The sequence below is a fragment of the Desulfosporosinus meridiei DSM 13257 genome (assembly GCF_000231385.2).
In the GTDB taxonomy this organism is placed as follows: domain Bacteria; phylum Bacillota; class Desulfitobacteriia; order Desulfitobacteriales; family Desulfitobacteriaceae; genus Desulfosporosinus; species Desulfosporosinus meridiei.
On sequence record NC_018515.1, the window covers coordinates 1,347,696 to 1,374,181 of the forward strand.

Annotated in this window: 19 protein-coding genes and 1 riboswitch; all 19 genes read left to right on the top strand. The window is 43.5% G+C overall.

Translation table 11 applies throughout. The features are described 5' to 3' along the window. Positions 1–16 precede the first annotated feature (16 nt). The 19 genes from DESMER_RS06250 to DESMER_RS06340 all read left to right on the top strand — a co-directional run bounded on the left by DESMER_RS06250 (position 17) and on the right by DESMER_RS06340 (position 26,399). Positions 17–814, top strand: a complete 798-nt coding sequence (locus DESMER_RS06250; RefSeq protein WP_014902225.1) for an REP-associated tyrosine transposase — start codon at positions 17–19, stop codon at positions 812–814. Positions 815–1,401: 587 nt separating this feature from the next. Continuing rightward, positions 1,402–2,625 carry a diaminopropionate ammonia-lyase gene (dpaL, locus tag DESMER_RS06255; RefSeq protein ID WP_014902226.1) on the top strand — a complete coding sequence of 408 codons (1,224 nt, stop codon included), beginning with the start codon at positions 1,402–1,404 and terminating at the stop codon, positions 2,623–2,625. Between the two features lie 227 nt (positions 2,626–2,852). After that, positions 2,853–4,619 carry a sigma-54-dependent Fis family transcriptional regulator gene (locus DESMER_RS06260; RefSeq protein ID WP_014902227.1) on the top strand — a complete coding sequence of 589 codons (1,767 nt, stop codon included), beginning with the start codon at positions 2,853–2,855 and terminating at the stop codon, positions 4,617–4,619. Between the two features lie 406 nt (positions 4,620–5,025). Beyond that, positions 5,026–6,273, top strand: coding sequence for a YgeY family selenium metabolism-linked hydrolase (locus DESMER_RS06265; RefSeq protein ID WP_014902228.1), 1,248 nt, complete (start codon positions 5,026–5,028; stop codon positions 6,271–6,273). A gap of 542 nt (positions 6,274–6,815) precedes the next feature. Continuing rightward, the gene (locus DESMER_RS06270; RefSeq protein WP_014902229.1) at positions 6,816–7,820 is read left to right on the top strand and encodes an ornithine carbamoyltransferase; all 1,005 of its coding nucleotides are present in this window, start codon (positions 6,816–6,818) and stop codon (positions 7,818–7,820) included. Positions 7,821–7,822: 2 nt separating this feature from the next. Beyond that, positions 7,823–8,773, top strand: coding sequence for a carbamate kinase (gene arcC / locus DESMER_RS06275; RefSeq protein ID WP_014902230.1), 951 nt, complete (start codon positions 7,823–7,825; stop codon positions 8,771–8,773). A gap of 409 nt (positions 8,774–9,182) precedes the next feature. Next, positions 9,183–10,577 (top strand): dihydropyrimidinase, encoded by a 1,395-nt coding sequence (gene hydA, locus DESMER_RS06280; protein ID WP_014902231.1) that lies wholly within the window; start codon positions 9,183–9,185, stop codon positions 10,575–10,577. Between the two features lie 2 nt (positions 10,578–10,579). Continuing rightward, on the top strand, positions 10,580–13,138 hold the full coding sequence (gene xdh / locus DESMER_RS06285) for a selenium-dependent xanthine dehydrogenase (protein ID WP_014902232.1): 2,559 nt from the start codon (positions 10,580–10,582) through the stop codon (positions 13,136–13,138). A gap of 443 nt (positions 13,139–13,581) precedes the next feature. Beyond that, positions 13,582–14,466, top strand: coding sequence for a hydroxylase accessory protein YqeC (locus DESMER_RS06290; RefSeq protein ID WP_014902233.1), 885 nt, complete (start codon positions 13,582–13,584; stop codon positions 14,464–14,466). Then, complete coding sequence (locus DESMER_RS06295; RefSeq protein ID WP_014902234.1) at positions 14,448–15,077, top strand: nucleotidyltransferase family protein; 630 nt, start codon at positions 14,448–14,450, stop codon at positions 15,075–15,077. The genes DESMER_RS06290 and DESMER_RS06295 overlap by 19 nt, the downstream gene beginning before the upstream one ends. Positions 15,078–15,095: 18 nt before the next feature. Beyond that, positions 15,096–15,941: a selenium-dependent molybdenum cofactor biosynthesis protein YqeB gene (gene yqeB / locus DESMER_RS06300; protein ID WP_014902235.1), complete on the top strand. Its 846-nt coding sequence runs from the start codon at positions 15,096–15,098 to the stop codon at positions 15,939–15,941. A 244-nt stretch (positions 15,942–16,185) separates the two neighbouring features. After that, a riboswitch (purine riboswitch) is annotated at positions 16,186–16,285 on the top strand. Positions 16,286–16,385: 100 nt separating this feature from the next. Further along, positions 16,386–17,228, top strand: a complete 843-nt coding sequence (locus DESMER_RS06305) for an FAD binding domain-containing protein (protein WP_014902237.1) — start codon at positions 16,386–16,388, stop codon at positions 17,226–17,228. Then, the gene (locus tag DESMER_RS06310; RefSeq protein ID WP_014902238.1) at positions 17,225–17,692 is read left to right on the top strand and encodes a (2Fe-2S)-binding protein; all 468 of its coding nucleotides are present in this window, start codon (positions 17,225–17,227) and stop codon (positions 17,690–17,692) included. Before DESMER_RS06305 ends, DESMER_RS06310 begins: the two co-directional genes overlap by 4 nt. Continuing rightward, positions 17,689–18,954 carry a xanthine dehydrogenase family protein molybdopterin-binding subunit gene (locus DESMER_RS24820; protein WP_014902239.1) on the top strand — a complete coding sequence of 422 codons (1,266 nt, stop codon included), beginning with the start codon at positions 17,689–17,691 and terminating at the stop codon, positions 18,952–18,954. Before DESMER_RS06310 ends, DESMER_RS24820 begins: the two co-directional genes overlap by 4 nt. Continuing rightward, positions 18,951–19,955, top strand: a complete 1,005-nt coding sequence (locus DESMER_RS24825; RefSeq protein WP_014902240.1) for a xanthine dehydrogenase family protein molybdopterin-binding subunit — start codon at positions 18,951–18,953, stop codon at positions 19,953–19,955. Before DESMER_RS24820 ends, DESMER_RS24825 begins: the two co-directional genes overlap by 4 nt. 162 nt (positions 19,956–20,117) lie before the next feature. Next, positions 20,118–21,485: an NCS2 family permease gene (locus tag DESMER_RS06325; protein ID WP_014902241.1), complete on the top strand. Its 1,368-nt coding sequence runs from the start codon at positions 20,118–20,120 to the stop codon at positions 21,483–21,485. Positions 21,486–21,696: 211 nt separating this feature from the next. Beyond that, positions 21,697–23,028 (top strand): 5'-deoxyadenosine deaminase, encoded by a 1,332-nt coding sequence (locus tag DESMER_RS06330; RefSeq protein ID WP_014902242.1) that lies wholly within the window; start codon positions 21,697–21,699, stop codon positions 23,026–23,028. 172 nt (positions 23,029–23,200) lie between these two features. Next, positions 23,201–24,937: an adenine deaminase gene (gene ade / locus DESMER_RS06335; protein ID WP_014902243.1), complete on the top strand. Its 1,737-nt coding sequence runs from the start codon at positions 23,201–23,203 to the stop codon at positions 24,935–24,937. A gap of 394 nt (positions 24,938–25,331) precedes the next feature. Beyond that, on the top strand, positions 25,332–26,399 hold the full coding sequence (locus DESMER_RS06340) for an HD-GYP domain-containing protein (protein WP_014902244.1): 1,068 nt from the start codon (positions 25,332–25,334) through the stop codon (positions 26,397–26,399). Positions 26,400–26,486: the final 87 nt, after the last annotated feature.

Below are 26,486 nucleotides of genomic sequence, written 5' to 3' on the forward strand. Positions count from 1 at the left end.
GAGTGGAGGGGATTATTTGACAAGATTACAGAGGAAATACAGTAATACAGGATGCTACCATATAATGCTTCGTGGTAACGAAAAAAAGAATATATTTCTTGATGATGAAGATCGACAAAAGTTCATTAATGTCATGGATAAGAAAAATTCTCAAGCGGAACTGTCGTTATATGCTTATTGTCTGATGAGTAATCATGTTCATTTAGTTTTAAAAGACAGAACGAACGAGTTATCCCTGATCATGAAGGGGATTGCAACAAGCTATGCGATGTATTTTAACAACAGATACAGTCGTGTTGGCCATGTGTTTCAAGATCGTTTTAAAAGTGAAGCTGTTGAAGATGAACGTTATTTAATGGCGGTAATTCGATACGTGCACCGTAATCCGATAAAAGCAAAACTGGTGGAGTCTCCGGAAGGATATAAGTGGAGTAGTTATTGGTGCTACATGAATCCTGATGAGCCCACTGCAAACCTTGTTGATACTCAGTACATTCTTAATACGATAGCTGATAATACAAGATCCGCAATTCGAGAGTTTGAGCGATTTATTATGGAAAATAACGATGACAAATTCCTGGATATGGATGAAGGCGGTATCCGTACTCTAGAAGATGCGGAATTATATTTGAATAACTATCTTCAGAGTAATTGGCCGGAATTTAGCAGGAAGGAAATTCGAACTAATAGGAGTTTGAGGAATGAGATAATAGCAGTCCTGCGAAAAAACACGGAGTTGCCTATTGTGGGTATAGCAAATTTACTTGCAGTGAACCGAGGAGTTGTTGAGAGAGTAAGGCCAGAAAATTATTAGCTGTTTAATATAGAGAAAATCCCTATGGTAAATCAGTACTCTGAGATATTTGAGTGCTTTTTTTGTTTGGAAAATTTTAATTGTCGGACATTGGTTAGTAAAAGCGAAACGCAGTTAATCAGTGAGATCGCAGATTCCATTAAAGTAAAAAATAGTACTTGTGAATGTAGTAATAATCCTTACCGTAATATTAATGTTTTTTCCTGAATCTATGTATCCTAAGAGATTACCAGATCTATTGTCTTCAAGGAGAGTTTTTTACTAAGATTGCAAGTTCAAAAAGGCTTAAAGTTAGTTGCAAATATTTTCTTTAATACCTATCGGTGTTAGATCAGGTTTGTTTGGTTATAACTATATGTCTACCCATTTATGGGGACGGTCCTTTTAGACTCCGTGTTAAAAGGACCGTCCCCATAACACGCTGGCACAAAACTTGCATAATAAAATAGTGTTATTAAGTCAAAGCCGTAAATCGTTTTTTAGGGGGAGATAAAAAGTTCAATAATAAAACAAGAAATTGTTTTTAATACCGTATTAAAATCCAAGTTTTATTGCACAATACTTAAAAAAGAGGAGAGGTACATTAAATGTCAGATAAAATTAAATGGACTAAGAATACCATGCTAAAGAAAAGCGGAACGGGTTCTTCTACTGAACTGTTTAATAAAGATGCTATTGAAAAGGCCATCAATTTCCACAGAACGTTTCCGGATTATCAACCTACCCCACTTCGCCAACTGGATAAGTTAGCTAAAAATTTAGGCGTTGGCGGAATCTATGTCAAAGATGAGTCCTATCGCTTTGGACTAAATGCTTTTAAAGCCTTAGGCGGTTCGTATGCTATTGGCAGATACCTGGCACAGAGGCTTAACAAAGACATTAGTGAGCTGCCTTTTGAAGTGCTTACATCTAAAGAAATTAAAGAGAAGTTAGGGGATATTACCTTCGCCACAACAACTGACGGAAATCATGGCCGGGGAATTGCTTGGACTGCTCGACAACTTCGCCAAAAATCCGTCGTCTATATGCCGAAAGGATCTTCTCAATACCGATTAGAAAGAATTCGATCCGAAGGCGCGGAAGCAGAGATTACAGATATGAATTATGATGATGCTGTACGTATGACGGCAGCTGAAGCAGAGAAGCATGGTTGGGTAGTCGTTCAGGATACTTCCTGGGAAGGCTATGAGGAAATCCCGAGTTGGATTATGCAAGGGTATGGAACAATGTCCGCGGAGGCCCTGGAACAGCTTAATGACTGTGGCATCGATAAGCCAACCCATATTTTTATTCAGGCAGGAGTAGGTGCTCTTGCAGGGTCAGTACAAGGATATTTTGCTTCACTATTTAAAGAAGATCGCCCGATAACCGCGATAGTTGAAGCTGATCAGGCGGATTGTTTATATAAATCGGCTCTTGCTGCTGATGGCAAGCCCCGGGTAGTTGGCGGTGAGATGGCTACGGTTATGGCAGGACTTGCCTGCGGAGAACCGAATTTAATCGGTTGGAATATTTTAAGGGATTACAGTGATGTTTTTGTTTCTTGCCCGGATTGGGTGGCTGCTAAAGGAATGCGTGTGTTAGCTAATCCCTTGCTCGGGGATCCGAAAGTTATCTCAGGTGAATCTGGTGCCGTAACGACAGGATTAATAAGTACAATTATGATTGATGATGCCTTCAAAGAAGCACGTGAAGCCCTTCAACTTAACGAATCATCTCAAATTTTAGTGTTTAACACAGAGGGTAATACCGATCCCTTTAAATATCGCAGTATTGTTTGGGATGGTGAATTGCCATCAGCGGGACGTTAATACGTTCTGTTCATGATATGATAAGAAGGAAGCACAAATCTTTCAAGATAAGGTGCTTCCTTTCCGTTTGTCGAGCATTAATTTTGAAAATAAGGCACTTTCCCAGTGCAGATATAGATTGTTGTTCTTTCTTTATACTTTAAGGCCGGATTGAGTAGGAAGTAAAGCAACATACGGAGAATACAGTATAAAAGGTATGCTAAAGCTAATTATATGAGGTGTAAAGCATGTTGTATTACTTGCGCAATATTAAGAGTACAGTTCAGCAAACGGCGGACGCCATTGCTGCAGCGCTAAAGATTGAAGTTGAAATTGCTGACGCTGACTTAGTTAGGGTCGCCGGTACCGGTAAATATAAAAGTCAATGCGGCTGCCCGATGGATGATGGTTTTGTTTATCGGCATGTTTTAAAAACGGGGGAACCTGTGATCATTGACAACCCGGGCTTTAATGAGCTATGTCACCCTTGTCCATGTAAAGGGAATTGTATGGAGTACGCTGAAGTAGCTATCCCCATACGCAGTGAAGATCAGATTATCGGGGTCATTGGCTTAGTAAGCTTTGACGAAGAGCAAACTAAGCGGCTGATGGACAATAAGCAATCGTTATTGCTGTTCTTGGAGAAGATGGCGGATCTTTTAGTGGGAAAAGCAAGTGAAATCCAACAAAACCATGATCGGGATATTTTAACCAGCCAATTAGTCACAGTGCTCAATTTGCTGCATGACGGGATTTTGTTAGTAAATGACCAGCAACAAATAACCCATTATAATACCTTAGCTGCCAAACTATTAGACATAGATGAGCAAGAAGAGCAGGCGTTATATCACTTGCTGGAAAATAAAAAACTCTGGCAGGCAGTTGAACGGGGTGAAACCTTTTCGGGAAATATCCAGGGAAAAAGGGTCGCAACCCAGTTATACTGCGACGTCGTACCCATCAAAAAAGATGGGGTTATTGAAGGTGCGGTTATAACTCTCAGGGATATTCAGCAGATTAAGAAGCTGGTCAAAGCAGCTACGGTTAATGAAATAGAAACTCATTTCTCCCAGATCGTAGGGAACTCGAGAAAAATGAAAGAATTAAAGGCCATGGCTTTACATGTGGCACCAAGTAAGGCTACCCTCCTAATTCAGGGGGAAAGCGGAACCGGGAAAGAGCTGCTGGCACGGGCAATCCATCAAAGTAGTAAACGTAAAGGACATGCCTTTATCGCCATCAATTGTGGTGCCATTCCGGAAAACCTCCTGGAAAGCGAGTTGTTTGGCTATGAGGAAGGATCCTTTACCGGGGCTAAACGGGGTGGAAAAATCGGCAAATTTGAGCTGGCCCATAATGGTACTCTTTTTTTAGATGAGATTGGGGACATGCCCCTTCACCTACAAGTAAAGATTCTAAGAGTTCTTCAAGAGAGAAGGGTAGAACGAATCGGCAGTTCTCGCTCGATACCCGTAGATGTACGTGTCATTGCTGCGACTCACAGAGATTTAGATAACATGGTTAAAACCGGTGAATTCAGAGAAGACCTTTATTATCGACTAAATGTTATTCCTTTAACGATTCCGCCCTTACGTGAACGGTTAGAAGATGTTCCGATTCTAACCCAATTCTATTTAGATTATTATTCAGTAGTAACGGATAGGTCAGTAAGTGGAATTACTCCTGAAGCTATCGAGATTTTGTCACACTATACTTGGCCGGGAAATGTTCGCGAGCTGGGTAACGTGATCGAGTACTGTGTCACAATGGTTGCAGGGGGTATGATTACCGCAGATACGATGCCTAAGAGGATAAGAACCGAAAATAAAGCCGAAATCAAAGATTTATCTCTAAACCTTAAAGCTCTGGAGAGGGAAACAATTATGCGAGCCTTGACCCTCGTTAATATTGATGGGCATAAGGAAGACGCAGCAAAGTTGTTGGGAATTAGTAGAGCCTCCCTTTACCGTAAGATAAAGGAATACGAGATTGAGGAGAACAAGACTTTCACCTAAAATGGCAACAAATTTATGTTTCAAAGCTAGATTTCTGTCTCAAAATGAGACCGAATTCGAAGATTGTCGAAATCACGGCATCTTAGAGGTTTTTGCATTTTTATCTTGCAAATTACCGTCTCAAATTGAGATTGGAAAACGTGATAAAACTTCTGAAGCTGGGGAAAGATAGTTCTTGAATAAAGACTTTAACAATTTCTTTCCTGAGCTTTGAGCTGATATGGACAATTCTTACGAAGGAGGTTGAGCTCTCACCGAACTCAGATCTAAAATTATCAAGAAAAGCCTTTTAAAGCTAAGTTGGCATGGTTCTTGCTATATTTAACTGTGTAAGTTTAAAAGTCCAGCTTTAAAAAGTGATGAATTTACTTGACTTCAAGAGTATTGAAAGGGGATTATGTAAAAAATGGAATTTGCAAAAGTTCTTGAATTGGCCAAAAAATATGAGCCAGAAATGAGCCGGTTTTTAAGAGATCTTATCGCTATCCCAGGAGAAAGCTGTGATGAGAAGGGAACAGTACTTCGCATCAAGGAAGAAATGGAAAAGGTCGGCTTTGATAAAGTTGAGATTGATCCTCAGGGTAACGTTCTTGGTTATATTGGTCATGGCAAACATTTAATTGCTATGGATGCACATATTGATACCGTTGGTGTAGGGAACCTGGAAAACTGGCAATATGATCCTTATCAAGGGTTTGAAGATGATGAGATCATTATCGGACGAGGCGCATCAGACCAAATCGGTGGTATGGCATCAATGGTTTATGCCGGTAAGATTATTAAAGATCTTGGTTTAGAAGATGATTATACCATGGTTGTTGTTGGTTCCGTACAGGAAGAAGACTGTGACGGTTTGTGCTGGCAGTACATTATCAATGAAGACAAGGTTGTACCTGAATTTGTTGTAATTACCGAACCAACTGATGGCAAGATCTATCGCGGACATCGTGGACGTATGGAAATTAAGGTAATGACTAAAGGTGTTAGTTGTCATGGTTCAGCTCCAGAGCGTGGCGACAATGCAATTTATAAAATGGCTCCAATTCTCCAAGAATTACGCAGCTTACATGAAAACCTCATGGATCACCCCTTCCTTGGTAAAGGCAGCTTAACGGTTTCGGAGATCTTCCATACTTCTCCTTCACGTTGTGCGGTTGCCGATAGCTGCTGGATTTCCGTTGACCGTCGCTTAACCGCGGGAGAGACTTGGGAATATGCAGTTCAACAAATCAAGAACCTTCCTTCAGTCAAGGCTGCCAATGCAGAAGTAACCATGTACCAGTATGACAGACCTTCTTATACCGACCTGGTTTACCCAACAGAATGCTATTTCCCAACCTGGCTCATTGAAGAAGGACATCCAGTTACCAGTACTCTTACAGATGCTTACAAAGGATTATTCGGTAAGGATCCAGTTGTCGATAAATGGACCTTCTCCACCAATGGTGTTTCGATCATGGGACGTTATGGAATTCCTTGCATTGGTTTTGGACCGGGACACGAAGACCAAGCCCATGCTCCAAATGAGCGAACCTGGAAAAAGGAACTTGTTGATTGTGCAGCTATGTATGCAGCTATTCCGAGCATTTATATTAAGGAATATGCTGACAAGATGCCTAAGGATACTGAGAACCTTGTGGGGATTAAGAAGTAGAGTTTTGAGTGTGGGGCAAGGCGACATTACTCCATTCGCACACGTTTCGTCGCTACTCCGGTCAGCGCTGAAGCTAAAACGTCTAAACCCTTGTGCTTTCTGTATGTGCGCCGCTCCTTGCCAATCCACACTGCAGTAGTATGCGTAATGAGTTGCAGTGTGGCGATAAGCTCATCCGCTTATCGTCATGGCACCGCGGCATCAGTCCATCCATGGACTAGTCCCACGACGTTTCTACACGCTTCAGCACTAACCTCTGCTTACGCGACTACACTAAAGTGCTCATTCCGTAAAGTCGCCTTTGCTGCAAGCTTGGGGTGGCTGGGGAACGACGGTGGCTTTGTCGTTTTGTCACGGTTCGGCGTTGACCTGCGGTAAACGCTGCTGCGCTCCAAATGTGTCGACCTTTGGTCGAAGGGGATTCATCAATAAAGGCTTTAGCTATGGGTAACGCAAGAAATGTATAGCTAAAAGATTTTAACGATTTTGTAGTCTTAGGACTACTGAAAATATAGTAAACAAACATTTAGGAGGAATAATAAATGAATACAGTTTTCAGAGGAAGACATTTTATTAACTTAGAGGACTTTACTAAAGAAGAATTAGATACAATGCTTGATGTTTCTTTAGATCTTAAGAGAAAGTTTGCTATGGGCGAAGATACAAATTATCTTCATAACAAAACAGGCTTCTTGATGTTCTTCGAACAATCTACTCGTACCAGAAACTCCATGGAAGCCGGTATGGCTCAATTGGGTGGTCATGCAGGATTCTTGGATTCCAGCAGCATGCAAATCGCTCATGGTGAGACTGCTAAGGACACAGCTATTATTCTTTCCCGCTTTGGTCACATGATTGCTTGCCGTTATTGCAACTGGGGCAGAGGAAATCAATACTTAACGGAGATGGCTAAATGGTCCTCAGTTCCGGTTATGAACTTACAAGACGATCTTTATCACCCATTCCAAGGTTTAGCAGATTTGCTAACCATTAAAGAGAAACACCAAGACTTAAGACGCAAAAAGATCTCCATCATCTGGGCCTATGCTGAGAGCCATAAGAAACCGATTTCTGTGCCTGTAACTCAAGTTCTTCTCTTCCCTCGTTATGGTATGGATGTATGGCTCGCTTATCCAAAAGGTTGGGAACTTCCTGAATGGGTTATTGAGCAAGCCAAAGCAAATGCTGAAAAGCATGGCGGTACTTTAACAATTACTCATGACGAAGCTGCTGCTTATAAAGATGCTGATATCGTTATTCCTAAGAGCTGGGGCAACTGGGTTACTGACCAAACCGGTGCTACTGTTACCGGCGCCACTGCTGTTATTGATGATGCTCTCGTTTCCAATAAGAGCTGGAAGTGCACTGAAGCTAAAATGGCTACTGCCAGCAAAGATGTTATGTATATGCATGCTTTACCTGCTGACCGTAACAATGAAGTTGAAGACTCAGTTATTGATGGACCACATTCAATCGCTTATGATGCTGCAGAAAACCGTTTGCATACAGCTAAAGCTGTTATGACATTATTGGTAGGTGGAAAATAATTGTGAGTACATTAGCTGTTGTAGCAATTGGTGGGAATTCTCTGATTCGTGATAACGCACATGCGACCGTTGAAGATCAATATGAGGCTGTAGTAGAAACTGCCAAACATATTGTCGGTATGATCGAGCAGGGCTATGAAGTGATTGTTACTCATGGCAATGGTCCACAAGTCGGGTTTATTCTAAGAAGATCTGAAATTGCTAAGGATGTTGCAGCGATGCATCAGGTACCACTGGTCAGCTGTGGGGCAGACACCCAAGGAGCTATTGGTTACCAAATCCAACAAGCATTGGATAATGAGTTCAAAAAGAGGGGTATGGACAAGACAGCTGTCACAGTTGTGACTCAAGTTGTTGTTTCGGAGAATGACCCTGCTTTTCAGAAACCAACTAAACCCATCGGATCTTTCTATACAAAAGAACAAACTGAAGAGATTCAGAAAAATAATCCATCATGGGTTATGATTGAAGATGCCGGCAGAGGCTATCGCCGTATGGTTGCCTCTCCCCGTCCTCAAGAGATCGTAGAGAAGAATGTTATCAATAAACTGGTACGAGATGGCTATTGTGTCATCAGCGTTGGCGGTGGCGGAATCCCCGTAGTTAAACGTCCAGACGGTTTACTTCAAGGGGTAGATGCTGTTATTGATAAAGATTTTGCTACCAGTCTTTTGGCTGCAGATATTAAAGCTGACGTTTTAATAATTTCCACAGGTGTACCAACAGTTTATTTAAACTATGGCAAGCCTGACGAAAAAGCCTTAGACAAGGTGACCTTAGCGGAACTAAAGCAGTATGTGACTGAGAACCATTTTGCTCCGGGAAGCATGCTGCCCAAAATCCAAGCTGTCATTAGCTTTTTAGAAAACGGCGGGAAAGAAGCGATTATTACTAATCCTGAATCCTTAGAAGAAGCTATTGCTGGCAAAACCGGAACCCATATTTACCCATGATCGATAGATATTTAATCGATTTATTCCCTTTGTAATAGTTACTGAGCTTGGGATGGAGAGGAGTTAGCTTCATCTCCATCCCAAGTGTGATATTAAGAGTAGGATGAAAAAGTTAGATTTAAATAGTTAGATTTAAATAGTTAGATTTAAATAGTTAGATTTAAATTGAAGATCTTAATTACTTGAGTTTGTATAATCTTCATTTGAACCGTTATCAAGAAGAAGCACGAGACCGTCAATTATGTGTAGGTATATAGAATAAGTGGTCAGAGGCCTGAGGGCTGAAAGGTTCATCCAAAAGAATCTGACTTGTAATACGACAGATAGATTCTTCAGATTATCAACTGAGGAAGTTTCCATAATGTTTGTGCCCCCGAGATGAGGAGATTTCCCTTAAGGAGAAATGAACATGGGTATAGTATTAAACGGTGGAACTATTGTTACGGCTGCAGACCAGTATCAAGCAGACGTCCGCATTGAAGGCGAGAGAATTGTGGCTATTGGCTGCGATATCAAGCAACCTGGTGACCAGGCAATAGATGTGGATGGCTGCTTTTTATTTCCGGGTGGAATTGACCCCCATACTCACTTCGACCTCCCCATGGGAGATTTTTCAACCTCAGACGATTTCTTTTCGGGTACTAAAGCAGCAATTTTAGGTGGAACAACAACCATTCTTGACTTTGCAACTCAGTTTAAAGGTGAAACTCTAAAAGAGGGACTGGCGAACTGGCACATAAAAGCGAAAGATAAGAGTTATGTAGACTATGGTTTTCATATGGCAATCACGGATTGGAATGAAGCCATTGCTAATGAAATGAAAGTGTTAGTTGAAGAAGACGGAGTATCGTCCTTCAAGCTTTACATGGCTTATAAGAACAGTTTGCAAGTGGATGATCAGGCACTTTTACAAGCTTTGCGTCAAGCAGGGGAATCCGGCGGGCTGGTTTGTGTACACTGTGAGAATGGTGATATAGTGTATGACTTAGTTCATGAACATCTAAAACAGGGAAAAACCACCCCCAAATATCATCCCTTATCCCGTCCTCCTGAAGTAGAAGAGGAGGCAACTCAAAGAGCCATTACCCTCGCTCAGATAGCAGGGGCACCTCTCTATGTTGTCCATTTATCCTGCAGCGGAGCTCTTCAAGCAGTGACCAATGCAAAACTAAAGGGACTGGAGATTTACGCAGAAACCTGTCCCCAATACCTCTTGTTAAATGACAGCTATTACAATGCTGAAGGATTTAACGGAGCCAAATATGTGATTTCACCGCCTTTGCGCCCAATTCAGCATCAGGAAATATTGTGGTCCGGCTTAAACACCGGAGTCTTAGATGTTGTTGCTACGGATCATTGCGCGTTTAATTATAAAGGACAAAAAGATAAAGGCCTTAATGATTTTAGCAAAATTCCCAATGGAGCTGCCGGGGTAGAAACCCGCATGGGATTAATATATACTCACGGCGTTTTGTCGGGAAAATTATCAATAAATGATTTCGTGGCTTTAACCTCTACAAATGCAGCTAAGCTGTTCGGATTGTTTCCCCGTAAAGGAACCATTGCTCCCGGAAGTGATGCTGATATAGTGGTATGGGACCCGCGCCAATCAACAGTCATAAAAGCTGAAGAGTTACATCAGCAGGTAGATTATACTCCTTACGAAGGTTTTAAGCGGTCCGGTCAAGCGATTCACGTATTCTTACGGGGTAAGCAGGTTGTTCAGGATGGTCAGTTAAAGGAGGATAAACCTGCGGGGATATACTTATCCCGAAAGCCATTCCTCAAGAGAAAGGTCGGGTAACAATGTATACGATTGATATTAACGGCGCAGTTCATAATGTGCAAGAGGATAAGAATCTCCTGGATTTCTTGCGTGACGAGGTTCAGGTAACCTCTCTCAAAAACGGATGTGGAGAAGGTGCTTGCGGTGCTTGTATGCTCTTAGTCGACGGAAAGGCAATGAGAGCTTGTATTCTCACTGTTGCCAAAGCATCCGGGAAAAAACTTTTAACTGTCGAAGGGCTGTCAGAGCGAGAAAAGGAGGCCTATACTTGGGCCTTTGCCGAAGCCGGCGCGGTACAATGCGGTTTTTGTATCCCCGGAATGATTATCAGTGCTAAAGCCTTAATTGATAAGAATCCTAATCCTACGGCTCAAGAGATAAAGCAAAGTATTCGTGGGAATATATGCCGCTGCACAGGGTATATCAAGATAGAGCTGGGGATATCATTAGCTGCGCAAGTCCTTAGAGGGGAAATACACCCGAAGTCACTTCAGGCCAGTGCAGGAATTGGAACGAGTATTCAACGAGTTGATGCTCGTGAAAAAGCAATGGGAACCGGACAATATGTGGATGATATGCATGTGGAAAACATGCTGCATGCAGCAGTTTTAAGAACCAAATACCCGAGAGCAATTGTCAAAGCCATTGATATTTCTCCAGCCCTTGCCTATCCTGGGGTTGAAGCCGTCTTAACAGCAGAAGACATTCCGGCAGATCGCAACCATGGTCACATTTTCCATGATTGGCCGACTCTGGTTTCCATCGGACAAGAAACCAGGTATATAGGGGATGCCATTGCTTTAGTAGCTGCTCAAACCAAACAACAAGCCAGAGAAGCTGTGGCATTGATCAAAGTTGAGTATGAAGAGCTTAAACCTATTTTAAGCCCGACAGAAGCGCTTGCTGATGGGGCTCCTCGTATTCACGAGAAAGGAAATCTGTTAAGCACAACTAAGATTAAGCGAGGGAATACCGAAGAAGCCCTGGCCAAATCAGCCTTTGTGGTTACCAATCATTTCTCGACTCCTCCTACTGAACATGCTTTTATGGAACCTGAAAGTGCCCTAGCTATCCCTCAAGAGGATGGGGGAATTACTGTTTATGTTGGGGATCAAAGTGTGTATGATGATCAACATGGAATTATGGCTATGTTGGGTCTGCCGGAGGAAAAAGTCCGGATAATCAGCAAACTGGTTGGTGGCGGTTTCGGTGGTAAAGAGGATCTAAGTGTCCAGCACCATGCGGCATTGCTGGCAGTGAAAACCCAAAAACCTGTAAAGCTAACCTTTACTCGGCAAGAGAGCATCTTAGTTCATCCTAAGCGGCATGCCATGGAATTAGAGGTTACCACAGGCTGTGATGAAAAGGGAAAACTGACGGCTATGGTAGCTAAGATTGTTGCGGATACCGGAGCCTATGCTTCTTTAGGAACAGCAGTTCTCCAGCGTGCTTGTACTCATGCCAGCGGTCCTTATCAAATAGATAATGTCGATATTACCGGCTTATGCGTCTATACCAATAATCCCCCCGCCGGTGCCTTTAGAGGTTTCGGTGTTCCGCAGTCTGCCTTTGCATCTGAAACACATATGGATCTTTTAGCTGAAAAAGTCGGGATTTCTCCTTGGGAAATTCGCTATCTTAATGCTCTGGAACCGGGGATGGTTAATTCCACGGGGCAGATCACAGATGAAGGAACCGCTATTAAGGAAACACTTCGTGCAGTTCGTGAAGTCTACGAAGCACATCCTCACGCAGCAGGTATTGCCTGCTCCATGAAAAATACCGGCATTGGAGTAGGACTGCCTGATACCGGCAGGGTAAAACTAAAAATTATTAATGGCAAAGCTGTCGTCCTGACAAGTGCTGCCTGCATCGGCCAGGGCTTTGCTACTATTGCAACTCAGATCGTCCATGAAGCAACAGGACTGCCTTTAGAAAAAATTGAAGTTGGAGCTCCTGATACAGGCTTAACCCCTAACTCTGGGACGACAACTGCCTCACGTCAGACGATGTTCAGCGGCGAAGCCGTACGTCAAGCGTCTTTAAAAATGCAGCAAGCAATGCATGCCTCCACTCTTGAGGAATTAGAAGGTCAAGAGTTCTATGGCGAATACTTTGGAAAAACCGATCCCATGGACTCGGATAAGCCAAACCCCATCAGTCACGTGGCCTATAGTTATGCAACTCAGGTGGTTTTACTGAATGAACAGGGAATGGTGGAAAAAGTTATAGCTGCTCATGATGTGGGAAGGGCTATCAATCCAAAAGCAATAGAAGGCCAGATTGAAGGCGGAGTATGCATGGGTTTGGGCTATGCTCTGCGGGAAGATTTCCCTCTGCTAAATGGAGTCCCCACTGCTAAGTATGCTAAGTTAGGACTGTTGCGCTCAACGGAAATGCCTGATGTGGAGTCCGTAATCATTGAAAAGAACTCATCCCCCTTAGCTTATGGGGCTAAAGGAGTAGGAGAGATTGCCTCGATTCCGACGGCTCCGGCTGTAGCGTCGGCTTACTACAAATTTGATGGCAAGCTGCGATGCGCTTTGCCTTTGCGAGATACTCCTTATAACAAGAAATAGATGGTTTTACATCCTGTCGGGCTCTGGGGCGGAGCGATTTTCAGCTGTGTTAACCCGTGCGAAGACGGTGCTGCAAGAAAGTTTAACTTTTCATCCCCTGATGGTGCCGCCTAAGTAGCTGCATGAGGGTCTACTGTACTCTGAAAAACACCCAAAATAATACTTACGAATAATAGACCCGAAAGACAGGGCGGCTTCGATCCACAGGAGTGAACCCATTGCATGGAGAGGCGGTAAAGCCCACAAGCTGACCTGGGGAAGCGGAGCCACGGGTTCACCTCAGGTATTACCCAGTGGTTTGGCGGAGCTCCCAGGACAGCGCGTGGGCCAGCCTTGGAATGCTGAGTGATCGGATGTGGGCGAAGCCGCCCTGCCCCGAGCGACCCCTATTTTTCCATCCTCTACAGTTACCACGGTTAGAAAAATATGGTTAAGGAGAAATTATGAGTAGTTCGAGGTTAACCGCCGGACTGAAAACAGAGAGCGGCAGCCTATGGAATATGACCAGAAAATCACCTGTGACTACCTTCATCGGGGCTGGCGGAAAAACAACCTGTGTCCGATCCCTGACTCGCGAAATCCTATCCGCGGGTTTACAAGTTGTAGCGACGACAACAACAAAAGTTTATCCCGAGAACCAAATGAGTGCCTGGAAGAGTCCCGGCCCTCCTCCTCCAAATGAAAAGGGTGCTTGGTTCTGGTATGATAGAACTGAGGAGGAGAGCGGAAAGTGGATTGGACCTTCGCTCAAAGCCGTTGATGAAGCTATCGCTGAGGATCTTCTGACATCGGAGCAGCAAAGCAGCCAGGCAGGTGTTCAGTGCGGAAGCGAAGGTCTAATTAAACCTTATTGGGTGATAGAGGGAGATGGGGCTCGAGAACGCAAACTAAAGTGTTGGGAGACCTACGAACCGCAAATTCCTAAGCAGACGGATTGTGCAGTGTTAATGTTAGATCGTGGGCTATGGGGAAATGTTCTGCAGGTCGACCAAGTTCATAGACCTCATCTCTGTCAGGATCTTCTGGGAAAGGTCTGGAACGCTGAGAGTGCTTGGAGTTATTTTCTGAGATCTCCTGTCTTTGCTTCTCAATATAGGGAAATGTCTTGGGTTATTCTCTTAAATGGCCCAGGGAAAATTATTGAAAATAAGCAAGTAATAGATCCTATTGATCCCGTAGATCTATTACTTGCCCTCAAGGATAGATGGGAAGAAATGCAAGGGAATCTTAATACTGACAGTGAATGTGAAGAAAAGCGGCCGTGTAATTTGCGTATAGCCGTAGGGGATGCCAAAGAGGGGGAGTTGCGATGGTTCGATTTGTGGTAATGGCTGCCGGTTTAGCCAGTCGAATGGGTAAAGACAAGCTGGCCCTCCCCTGGAAGGATACCACTGTACTGGGGCATGTATTAGATACAGTCTTGGCAGTTGTTAAAAATCAACCAAGTTCTTTGGCATCCGAGATGGAGATTCAGGTAGTCGCGCGGCAGCCCATTGAGAATTATGTTTCGGAAGATAGGATCGGGGAGTTTTATCAGCACAACGGGATCTGGCTTTTAGATCCCAATCCCAGGCCTTTGGCCGAAACCATTAAGATAGGGTTACAAGATCTGAACAGTGAGGTTCACAGTTACGCATTCTTACAAGGTGATCAGGTAGGCGTTACTGCTCAGATGTTGTCGGCCTGCTTGGCAGAGGTTATTAAGTATTCTCCCGACTTTCTTGTACCAATGACTGGGGAAACAGCTGGATCTCCCGTCTTTTTTCATAAGCGATATGTTCCGGAATTGTTCGCTCTTCAAGGGGAACAAGGGGGAAGAGTGGTTTTAAATCGTTATCCGGATCGATGGCGGAAGTTACCAGTTGAAGAAAGCTGTTTAAATGATGTTGATACCCCTGAGCAATACCAAGCTTTATTTAGCCAACATAATGTTTTTTAGGATAAGGAGAAGTATGCCATGTACAGTAAACTGGTGATGAATGGACCGGTAGTTTTAATTCGTGGGGCAGGAGAACAAGCTTCCGGAGTAGGTTGGGCTTTGGCCAAAGCGGGGTTTCGAGTGGTAATGACGGAAGTCGCTAAGCCCTTAATGGTGCGCTGGCCGGTTTGTTATGGGACGGCAGTTGAAGAAGGTCGATGGCAGGTTGAAGGGATTACTGCTTGCCGTGTAGATTCACCATCCTTGGGTTGGGAAACTGCTTGGCAAGCTGGAGAGATTCCGATTATAGTCGATCCTGATTTAGAGGTGTTACCGGCGCTTAAACCGGAGATATTGGTTGACGCTATCATGGCCAAGCAAAACTTAGGAACAAAGCGGAATATGGCCCCAATGACCATCGGTTTGGGACCAGGGTTTACTGCCGGTGAAGACGTAGACCTTGTTATAGAAACTAATCGTGGGCATAATCTGGGCAGGATTATTTATTCTGGACCGGCCCAGCCTAATACAGGTATTCCGGGGGATGTCAAGGGTATTTCGAAAGACCGTGTGGTCTATTCAACTATTACCGGGATTTTCAGAGCAAAGCGAGATATTGGGGAACAGGTTTCGGCAGGAGATTGTTTAGGTGAAATTGAGGACGGCATACAGACTGCAAAGGTCATTACCTTGATTGACGGGGTTTTAAGAGGTTTATTAAGGACTAATACCCAAATCTCAGCAAACATTAAAGTTGGGGATATCGATCCTCGGGGGCAAAAAGAGTATTGTTGGACGATTTCGGAAAAAGCACGTGCTATAGGGGCAGCCGTTTTATTGAGTATCATGGAATCCGGTTTAATTAGCCCAACCCTCAATAAGTAGAAGGTTTCAGGTGGCTTGTTATTATGATTGGTCTACAACTGTAATATTGAGACAAATTAATGCAGGCCTCTTTAACATAGAAAATAGTGGATCATTTGTAAGATTATTTTTTGAATTAGAAAGAAGGATATTTCAGATCCATATCGAATTTGTATATTATAGAATGAATTTACTTTATTGTTATACAAATTCTCTATGTTTTGTTACCCGCTGAGTCCGAACTGATTTTAGAGTCCTAGAATAATTGAATACTGTTTCTTTTACTCATATATCCCTGATAATTGGATCGGGGGTTTCTACGAGGCAACCGTAATTGCTTCTCTATGAGCCAGAGATGGTTCATAGAATCCAGCAATAGAGGTTGTTTTTTTGTGTGCCCAAAAGTTGACAGAAAATTTAAACACTTAACAACAGGACTCTTAGAATGATAATAGGGGTGAGAAAATGAAGTATTTTCAACCGCAGAGCGTAGAAGAGGCATTAGAAATTGCTCATACATCTGAGGCAACTTTCTTAGCCGGAGGAACAGATCTTGTACTTCATATGCGCACGGGAAAAGTCCAGCCCTTAGGTCTGATAGACCTGGGCAAGATTTCAGTACTGCGAGAAATAAAGGAAATTGAAGGATCTTTGGAGATCGGAAGTATGGCAACCTTTGCTGAATTAGGAAAAAGTGAGCTTGTTTTTCAGAAGGCCCATGCCCTTTGGCAAGCCTGTCAAACAATGGGTTCTCCGCAAATACGCAATCAAGCAACTTTAGGCGGAAACCTGGGTAATTGTTCCCCGGCAGCGGATGGTTTGCCGGCCCTATTGGCCTTAGGAGCGGAGGTCTGTCTAAATACAAAGACAGGAAAAGAGATTTTATCCGTAGAGTCTCTTCTGAGCCGGACACCTCTGCTGGAGCAGGGAACTCTGATCAGAGGATTCCGCATTCCCGTGAATGGACAGAAAACTGGGTTCGCTAAGTTAGGCAGGCGAAAAGCCCTGGCTATTGCTCGTCTCAGTGTTGCAATCTCAGTCCAATTAAATGGAGGTCGAACAGATAATGTTCGCGTTGCTTTAGGGGCAGTTGGCAGACGTGCTTTCTTAAGTGAAGCTCTGGGTCAAGAATTAAGTGGACAAGAATTGAATAATGAATTGCTGGAAAAGGGTGTTTTAGAAGTTCAGCAGATTGTGCGAGAGGCATTAGGAACTCGTGCCTCCGCGCCCTATAAGAGAGTAGCTGTAGCCGGAGTCTTTCGTGAGGCTTTGACATCCATCATTCCTGAGGGGGGGACAATAGTATGATAGAGATTAAACTTGTCGTCAATGAAAAGCCATATACCTTGAACGTAGAACCAAGTGAACGTCTCATTGATGCTTTGCGCAACCGTTTAGGGCTCCTGGGAACCAAAGAAGGGTGTGGGGAAGGAGAATGCGGAGCCTGCACCATTATTATGGACGGTAAAACTGTCAACTCCTGTCTTGTCTTGGCTGCTCAAGCCAATGGGAGTGTGCTTACAACCATTGAAGGAGTAGGGAATCGTCGTTCTCCCCATGCGGTACAAAAGGCTTTTGTAGAAGTTGGAGCTGTTCAATGTGGCTTTTGTACTCCGGGCATGGTTTTGTCAGCCAAGAATTTATTAGATAAGAACCCTCGCCCCAGTGAAACTGAGATAGGGATTGCCATGTCTGGGAATCTTTGTCGCTGTACTGGGTACGATAAAATCTTGCGTGCTGTGAAAATTGCCGCTGAGGAGGGAAAACAATGAAAACTTCAGTGGTTGGTTCACGAGTTACCAGAGAAGATGCTTGGGGAAAAGTATTTGGACAAACAAAATTCCCTGCCGACGTAAATCTGCCGGGTCAACTCTATGCTGTGGTTATCCGCAGTCCCCATCCCCATGCCAGAGTTTTAAGCATTAACAGCGACTATGCCCTGGAAATGGCCGGAGTGGTGGCTGTTCTATCCGCAAAAGATGTTCCACACAATGCCCACGGGGTACTCTTCCGTGACCAACCTGTCTTGGCTGAGTATGTCCGGATGGTAGGAGATCCGGTAGCTGTTGTGGGAGCTGAGACGGAGGAAATTGCCCGAGAAGCCGCTAAGCGTGTCCAAGTAGAGTACGAAGTTCTGCCTACTGTTTTTGACCCGGAGGAGGCCATGAAGCCTGATGTCCTGCCTCTTCATCCAGCCCTGCGGCCAACGAATGTTCTTTATCACATGCCCATAAGACGGGGATCAATGGAAGAAGGCTGGGCCAAAGCAGATGTTGTGATAGAAAAGGAATATAGTACCCAACATGTGGACCATGCCTTTTTGCAGCCTGAAGCGGTGTTGGCTTATTTAGATGAACGAGGACACCTGGTAGTTCAAACAGCTACTCAATACGCCCATTATGATCGCGGGGAGATTGCTCATGCTTTAGGGCTGCGCTTTAGTCAGGTGCAAGTCAAAACCTTGGCGGTGGGAGGAGCTTTCGGAGGACGTGAAGATATTTCACTCCAGATCATTGCCGCCTTAATGGCTTGGAAAACCCTTCGACCGGTGAAAATGGAAAACACTCGTGAAGAGTCATTTTATTCCCATTCCAAACGCCACCCCATGCGGATGCAATATAAGACAGGCGCAACAAAAGATGGCAAATTAGTGGCCATGGAAGCCAAGATCGTTGGGGATTCAGGTGCCTATGCTTCATGGAGTATCAACGTCTTGCGTAAGGCTGCAGTCCATGCAACCGGTCCTTATGTCATTCCTAATGTCTCAATTGATAGTTACGCTGTGTTTACCAACAATCCATTTACAGGAGCTATGAGAGGTTTTGGGGCAGCTCAAACTGTCTTGGCCTATGAAAGCCAAATGGATCTGTTAGCTAAGGAGATCGGAATTTCTCCTTTAGAGATTCGCTTGCGAAATATCTTCAAAGTTGGAAGTACTACAGCAACCGGACAAGTGTTGACCAGCAGTGTTCCGCTGGATCAGTGCCTGGCAAAAGTCACACCTTATCTCCAAAGAGGGGGGGAGTCCGAGTGAAAAAGAGAGGAATCGGTTTAGGGTGTTCCTGGTATGGCACAGGTTATGGGAATGGCTTCCCGGATGTTTCCAGTGCCTTTGTGGAAATTCATGATGACGGTTCGGCCACAGTATTGACAGGTGCCGTTGATGTAGGTCAAGGAAGTAACTCGATCTTTGCTCAAATCGCGGCAGAAGAACTTGGGCTGGAGGCTCAGGATATCTGTGTCTATTCCGGGGATACGGATGCTACTCCGGATTCAGGAACAACGGCAGCAACAAGGCAAACTTACAATACGGGAAATGCTGTTTTAAAGGCCGTTCGCCAAGCAAAATCTTCGTTGCTGGTCTATGCTGCACGTGAGTTTTCATGCCCAACTCCAGAAGGCATTGAACTTAAAGAGGGATTTATCGGAGTAAAAGGTGATCCTACTCGTAAGATGCTTTTGGCAGACCTGGTTTTTCAAGCTCGTTTACGGGGCGAGAGGTTCATTAGTGCAGAAAGCTCGACTGCTCGTTCAACCCCAGTTGATCCGGAGACCGGGCAAGGAGCTCCTTACTGGCCATATTCTTTTGGATGTCAGTCAGCTGAAGTTGAAGTTGATACTGAAACAGGTATGGTTCAGGTTCTTAAAGTAGTAGCAGTTCATGATGTAGGGAAAGCTCTAAATCCGACTCAAGTAGAGGGGCAAATTGCAGGCGGAGTAACTCAAGGAATTGGGTATGCTTTGCTTGAGGAATTAGAATTGCACGAGGGGAAAATTAAGAATCCAGCCTTTTCCAGCTATTTGATTCCCACGGCCTTAGATGTGCCTAATATAGAAGCATTTTTTGTAGAAGATGCAGAGTCCACTGGTCCTTTTGGCGCTAAGGGACTTGGTGAACCTGCAATGCTTCCGACAGTTGCGGCCATCATTAATGCTATTGATGATGCTGTGGGAGTAAGGATTACGTCTATACCAGCGACGCCTGAAAAGATCTTAAAAGCGCTAGCTGAAAAAAATGGGGAGGTGAATCGTTAACTATAACCCAGTAGTCATCAATTAAGGTTAAGCTTATGTTGCACTTATTCAGTAAGGAAGTATTCCAAACAAAGTTTAATAAAATCAATGAATTTAGCTTAAACTAGAAAAACAAATGAAAAAATTACAATGGGAAAGTTTATTTTAATGGGAGGGCTGTCCATGTCAACCGTTACAAATAAGAAAAATCCACCTTCAGGTCAACCAGAAGGCTTTTTAGAAAAGTTTTTTCATCTCAATGAATTAGGGACAAATGTTCGTACAGAAGTCATCGCAGGTATAACCACCTTTGTTACCATGGCCTACATTCTATTCGTTAATCCGAATATTTTGAAGGATGCCGGAATGCCGGTAACTGCCACTTTTGCTGCAACGGCAATTGCGGCGGCAGTCGGTACTCTGATCATGGGTTTGTATGCAAATTATCCGATTGCTTTGGCACCGGGAATGGGGCTAAATGCGTTTTTCACCTACGCAGTAGTTTTAGGAATGGGACTTAGTTGGCAAACAGCACTTGGTGCGGTTTTTATCTCTGGTTTTGTCTTCTTTCTTATGACAGTAACAAAAGTTCGAGAATGGATTATCGAAGGTGTGCCTCAGGTCTTGAGACTTTCTATTGGAGTAGGTATAGGTTTATTCATTGCTTTTATTGGACTGAAAAATGGCGGACTAATTATTGCGGATCCGGCAACCTTTGTTGCCTTGGGTGATATGAAGTCCCCTGGGGTTCTGGTTACTGTCTTCGGACTAATCGTTACCGGCTGGATGATGGCTAAAAATGTTAAAGGCGGCTTGTTAATCGGAATCGCAGCAACTACCGCATTTAGCATGATCATGGGCGTTTCACCATTTCCGACGGGAATATCCAGCTTTATTGCTACCTCTAATCCTGTAGCAGCTATCGCACCGGTTGCCTTCCAATTGGATATTATGGGAGCCATAAGCTATGGCTTTATCTCAATCCTCTTTGCGTTTACCTTTGTTGACTTATTTGATAATATCGGAACTCTGCTTGGAGTTTCCCGTAAAGCCGGTCTTTTAGATGAGAACGGAAACCTGCCTCGTGCCGGTAAAGCCCTGATGGCTGATTCTGTGGGAACAATGTTCGGTGCCACCATGGGAACTCCTACAGTAACCTCCTATATTGAAAGTGCCTCCGGGGTTGCCGAAGGCGGAAAAAGTGGTTTAACAGCGGTTGTTGTGGCCTGTCTGTTTGCGGTTTCCTTAATTTTTGCTCCCCTTGTCGGGTTGATTCCTGGACAAGCTACTGCTCCGGTTCTTATTCTAGTGGGTGTTTTAATGATGAGTGAAGTCACTCAAATTAAATTTGATGACTTTACCGAAGCGTTACCGGCCTTTATGACAATTGTTATGATGCCTCTAACCTTCTCAATCGCTCAAGGTTTGGCCTTTGGATTTATGTCTTACACGATTATTAAACTGATTACCGGAAAACACAAGGATAACAATCCAGTCACGTATACCTTAACAGTCCTATTTATCGTCCACTTTATACTTGGTGGTGGCTGATTTTAACTTAAAATCTGGGAGAGATGTGGTGACACATCTCTCCATATTCTCAAACAATTAGTAGTTTTTTTGCATACTAATAATTGAAGGTTTCTAACTTCTAATTTTAATTTTATAATTCAATAGAGTAGAGTGCCTAGACACCTAATGCTCGGCGTTTTTAGAATCCTAGGAGAGCGCCGTTAGCAATATAGGAAAGGATGGGAATTGGATGCGTATCCTCTTTAAAAATGCGAATATTGTTACAATGAATTCTGAACGGGAAATACTCCAAGGTGATCTGCTTGTTGATGGATCACAGATTGTTGCAGTTGGGGGAGTTATCGAAGATCCTGTAGATCAAGTTATTGACCTTAATGGAGATTTACTAATACCAGGTTTAATTCAGACTCATATTCATTTGTGTCAGACTCTGTTTCGAGGACAGGCTGACGATTTAGAACTTTTAGATTGGCTTAAATTAAGAATTTGGCCTCTGGAAGGCGGCCATGACCCGGAATCCTTATATGATTCTGCCTTATTAGGGATTGGAGAATTGTTTCTGGGTGGGACAACGACGATTGTTGACATGGAAACTGTGCATCATACTGAACATGCCTTCGAAGCCATCCTGACCAGTGGCTTAAGAGCTTTGAGCGGGAAGGTAATGATGGATGATTGCAATGGAGATATACCACTTTCCTTGCAAGAAAAGACGGAGGATTCACTGCAGGAAAGCGTAGATTTGTTTGAAAAATATCACGGTAAAGGAAATGGGCGTCTAGAAGTTGCCTTTACTCCGCGCTTCGTTATTTCCTGCACCGATTCATTATTAAAAGAGGTTTCGCAACTTGCCCGCCAAAAGAATGCTTTTGTCCATACCCATGCCTCAGAAAACCGTTCTGAAATTGAACTAGTGGAAAGTACTCGAGGGATGAGGAACATTATTTATCTGGACAAGGTCGGATTAACAGGGCCCAAGCTAATCTTAGCTCATTGTATCTGGCTTGATGAGGCAGAAAAGGAGATTCTTGTCCGCACCAAAACAAGAATTTCACATTGCCCGTCTTCAAATCTTAAGCTGGCCTCTGGAATTGCGCCGATTCCGGAACTTATGAGCCGTGGGGCAGAGGTTTCTCTAAGCGCCGATGGGGCACCCTGTAACAACAATTTAGACGGATTCCGGGAAATGAGACATGCCGCTTTGATTCAGAAGCCATTACATGGACCGACTGTTATGCCTGCGCGAGAAGTTTTTGAACTGGCTACCTTGGGTGGAGCAAGAGCTATCGGCCACGAACATGATTTGGGAAGTCTGGAAGTCGGCAAAAAAGCTGATTTGGCAGTCGTAAGCTTGCAGGGGTTACACACCTGGCCAAATGAACATGTTGATGTTTATTCGCAGTTGGTTTATCAAGCGGTTTCCTCTGATGTTCGCCTGACAATGGTAGACGGCAAAATTGTCATGAAAGATCGCCAACTGTTAACAATTGATGTTCCGAAGCTTAAAGTAAGCTCAACCCGCAGTCTGAATCGAGTCTTGCACCGGGTGGGACTTGTTTAAACTACCTCTTATTGCTATGTTAATGATCGAAAAGTGTCCCCATAGCCCTGGATGGCAAGAGGGGGCACTTCCTATTAAGCAAGCAGATCAAGCATGCAAGTAGGAAGCCTTAAATTTATTTGCACATCATGAAAAATTGAAGCCTTATCATACGTGAATGGAGCATGAGCATATGTCGAGCTTTAAACAAAGAATGGATGAAGCCCGGGGCCTGGTGAAGATTGACATGGTTCTGAGAGGAGCAATGTTAGTTAATGTCTTTTCGGGAGAAATCCACGAAACAGAGATTGGAGTCCATCAAGGAGCTTTTGTCGGCATTGGCACCTTTGCAGAAGCAGAAAAAGAGCTGGATTTGTGCGGTAAATATGTTGTTCCGGGCCTGATAGACGGACATGTTCATATTGAAAGCTCGCATCTCTGTCCGGAGGAGTTCTGCTCAGTTCTGCTTTCCCATGGTGTAACTACAGCGGTTGTAGATCCTCATGAAATTGCCAATGTTTTAGGAAGTCGAGGGATTCAATATATCCTGGATAGTGTTAATGGGTTACCCTTTAATACCTTTGTAGCACTTCCCTCATGTGTACCAGCAACAGATTTAGAAACGTCCGGGGCCCGCCTCAAAGCTGCAGATCTCCTACAATTCGTCGGACACCCTAAAGTTATAGGTTTAGGAGAAGTTATGGATTACCTGGGAGTTATCGAAGCTAAGCAGGATATGGTGGAAAAGCTAAGTCTTCCTGTATCCTTCTTTGACGGCCATGCTCCGGGAATATCTCCCCAGGATCTTAATGCTTATTTCCTAGCCGGAATACATACTGAACATGAATGCTCCACGGTAGAAGAGGCTAGAGAACGTCTGCGACGGGGTTTTCATGTTATGTTGCGAGAGGGGAGTGCGGCCAAGAACCTTTTAGATCTTTTGCCTGCAGTCACGAGCCAAAATTCCGGACAATGTCTTCTAGTCACAGATGACCGACATCCCAGGGATCTTCTAAATGAAGGAAGCATCGATCATCTTGTTCGCCTGGCGATTAAGGCAGGAGTAGATCCAATTCAAGTAATCCAGATGGCTACGATCAATGCTGCCCGAGCAATTGGGCTCTCTCGCTTAGGTGCGGTAGCGCCTGGTTATCAAGCGGATTTTGTTGTGTTAAATGATTTAAAGAGTTTTGCAATAGAGGAAGTATACTGGCAAGGAACAAAGGTAAGCCCAAAGGGCGAGCGGCCAAAATTTCCACGCTCTGATGCCTCTGGACTTACTGAAAGTGTACATTTAACGGATTGGGTACCCAAAAAGCTTAGAGTATTTGCCAATAGCAAATCCAAATCCTTGAGCCATGCTCAAGTTCGGGTCATTGGAGTCCAAGAGCATTCCCTAGTTACAAGGGCCCTAATACGGGAACTGCCTGTCAAAGATGGACTGATTATGACTGATTTAACTCAAAAGATTGCCAAATTAGCTGTGCTGGAACGTCATCATGGAACTGGCAATATCGGGGTAGGGTTTGTCGAAGGTTTAGGCCTAACCAAAGGAGCTATTGCTTCGACAGTCGCTCACGATTCGCATAATTTAGTTGTCGTTGGAATGAGTGACGAGGAAATGAACTTAGCCATTAGAACCTGTGTTGAGATGGGTGGCGGTCTTTGTCTTGTCGATAACCATCAGATAATCGGAAAACTCCCTTTGCCAATTGCCGGATTAATGACAGACCAGGATGCCGAAACTGTAGCTCAGAATTTAGCTGAGTTACATAGGTTAGCAGTCGGTCTTGGAATTAATCGAATGGTTGATCCTTTCATGACCCTGGCATTTCTTTCTTTGCCTGTTATCCCGGAATTAAAACTTACAGATTTAGGCTTGGTTGACGTAGAACAGTTTCGGTTAACAGATGTAGTATTAGAAAGTTAGGCTTAACTTTTAGATCTGCATTTAAGCCATCTTTAGAATTGGTATGCTCCCTAATAGTAGACAGATTAAATAATGAAATCTGTTACGAAAGGGGAGCAGTTCTTTTATTTTTAGGAACAAGGGGATCAATATCTGGATTTGAACAATAGTAGCTATTGCCTTTGCTTGAAGAAGAAAAGTTGCCGGTGATCCTTTTCGTAGATTATAATGGTTGGAGAGAAACTATAATATTCTAAATTGTCAAGGGTAGTGTAAAACTTTCTAGGACTAAAGGGAAAAGTTTTAAAAAAATATAAATTCATAAAGGTTTTTAGTGATATTTGACGAACTTAGTCTATTAAGCCTAAATATATAAGACAAAGACAGACACAAATCTTGGATAGGGTGAATTTTCATGCGGTTGGTAAGTACTCGTTATGTCAAGGAAGGATCGATTTTAGCACGTCCTGTAATTAATTCTTCAGGTAGAATTTTATTGCAGACTGGCATTCGCCTGACTGCTTCTTATATTGAACGTTTAATAACCATGGGTTACGATGTTCTTTTTATTCAGGATAATCGATTGGAAGACGTTGAATTTCATATGTCGATTACCGGCCAAACTCGGGAAGTTGCCTATAAAACGATTAAGCATGTCAGCAATTATATAGAGAGTGGTCAAGAAGGGACTTTAGTCGTGGCTGACGTACGATCAACTGTTCAGCAAATGATTAACGACCTACTTTTTAGTGCAGATATTTTAGGGAATTTGACCGACATGCAAGGGTATGATGATTATACTTTTCACCATTCTATTAATTCAACGATTGTTGGCCTTGTCTTAGGAATTGCTTCAGGATATTCTGAACAAAAATTAATCGAGTTTGGTATGGGCATTCTCATGCATGACATTGGAAAGATATTAATACCAGAACATATCCTTAATAAAAAAGCCCCTCTAACTGAGGCGGAATTTGAGGAGATTAAGAAGCACGCAGGAGATGGATTTAATATTTTACGGAAAAATAACGATTTCAGTTTACTTTCGGCGCATGTGGCCTTTCAGCATCAGGAAAAGTGGGATGGGTCGGGTTACCCCAGAGGGCTTAAAGGAAGCGAAATTCATGAATATGGCAGATTGGCTGCAGTAGCGGATGTTTATGAAGCTTTGACCAGTAAACGGATTTATCGCAAAGCTATTGAGCCTAATGAGGCTTATGAATACATTGTTTCTCAATCTAATTCCCATTTTTGTCCTCGAACTTTAGAAGTATTTAAAAAACATATTGCTGTATACCCGTCAGGTTCTGGGATTCTATTGAGTAATGGACAAAGAGGAAATGTGGTAAAACAAAACCCCGCCTTCCCTAACCGGCCCTTCGTCAGGATGTTCTATGAGAATGAAGAGGAACTTGCTTCGCCGATGGATTATAACCTGGCAGAATGTCCCTCTCTGATGATTGTTGCTGTGGACAATCGTTAAATATTTGTAAAAAAGTAGAGCCTTTTTCTTAGACTGATATGCTTGCTTTAGGTAGAAGGAGGAATACTCCTGCTGGTGCTGTACGGC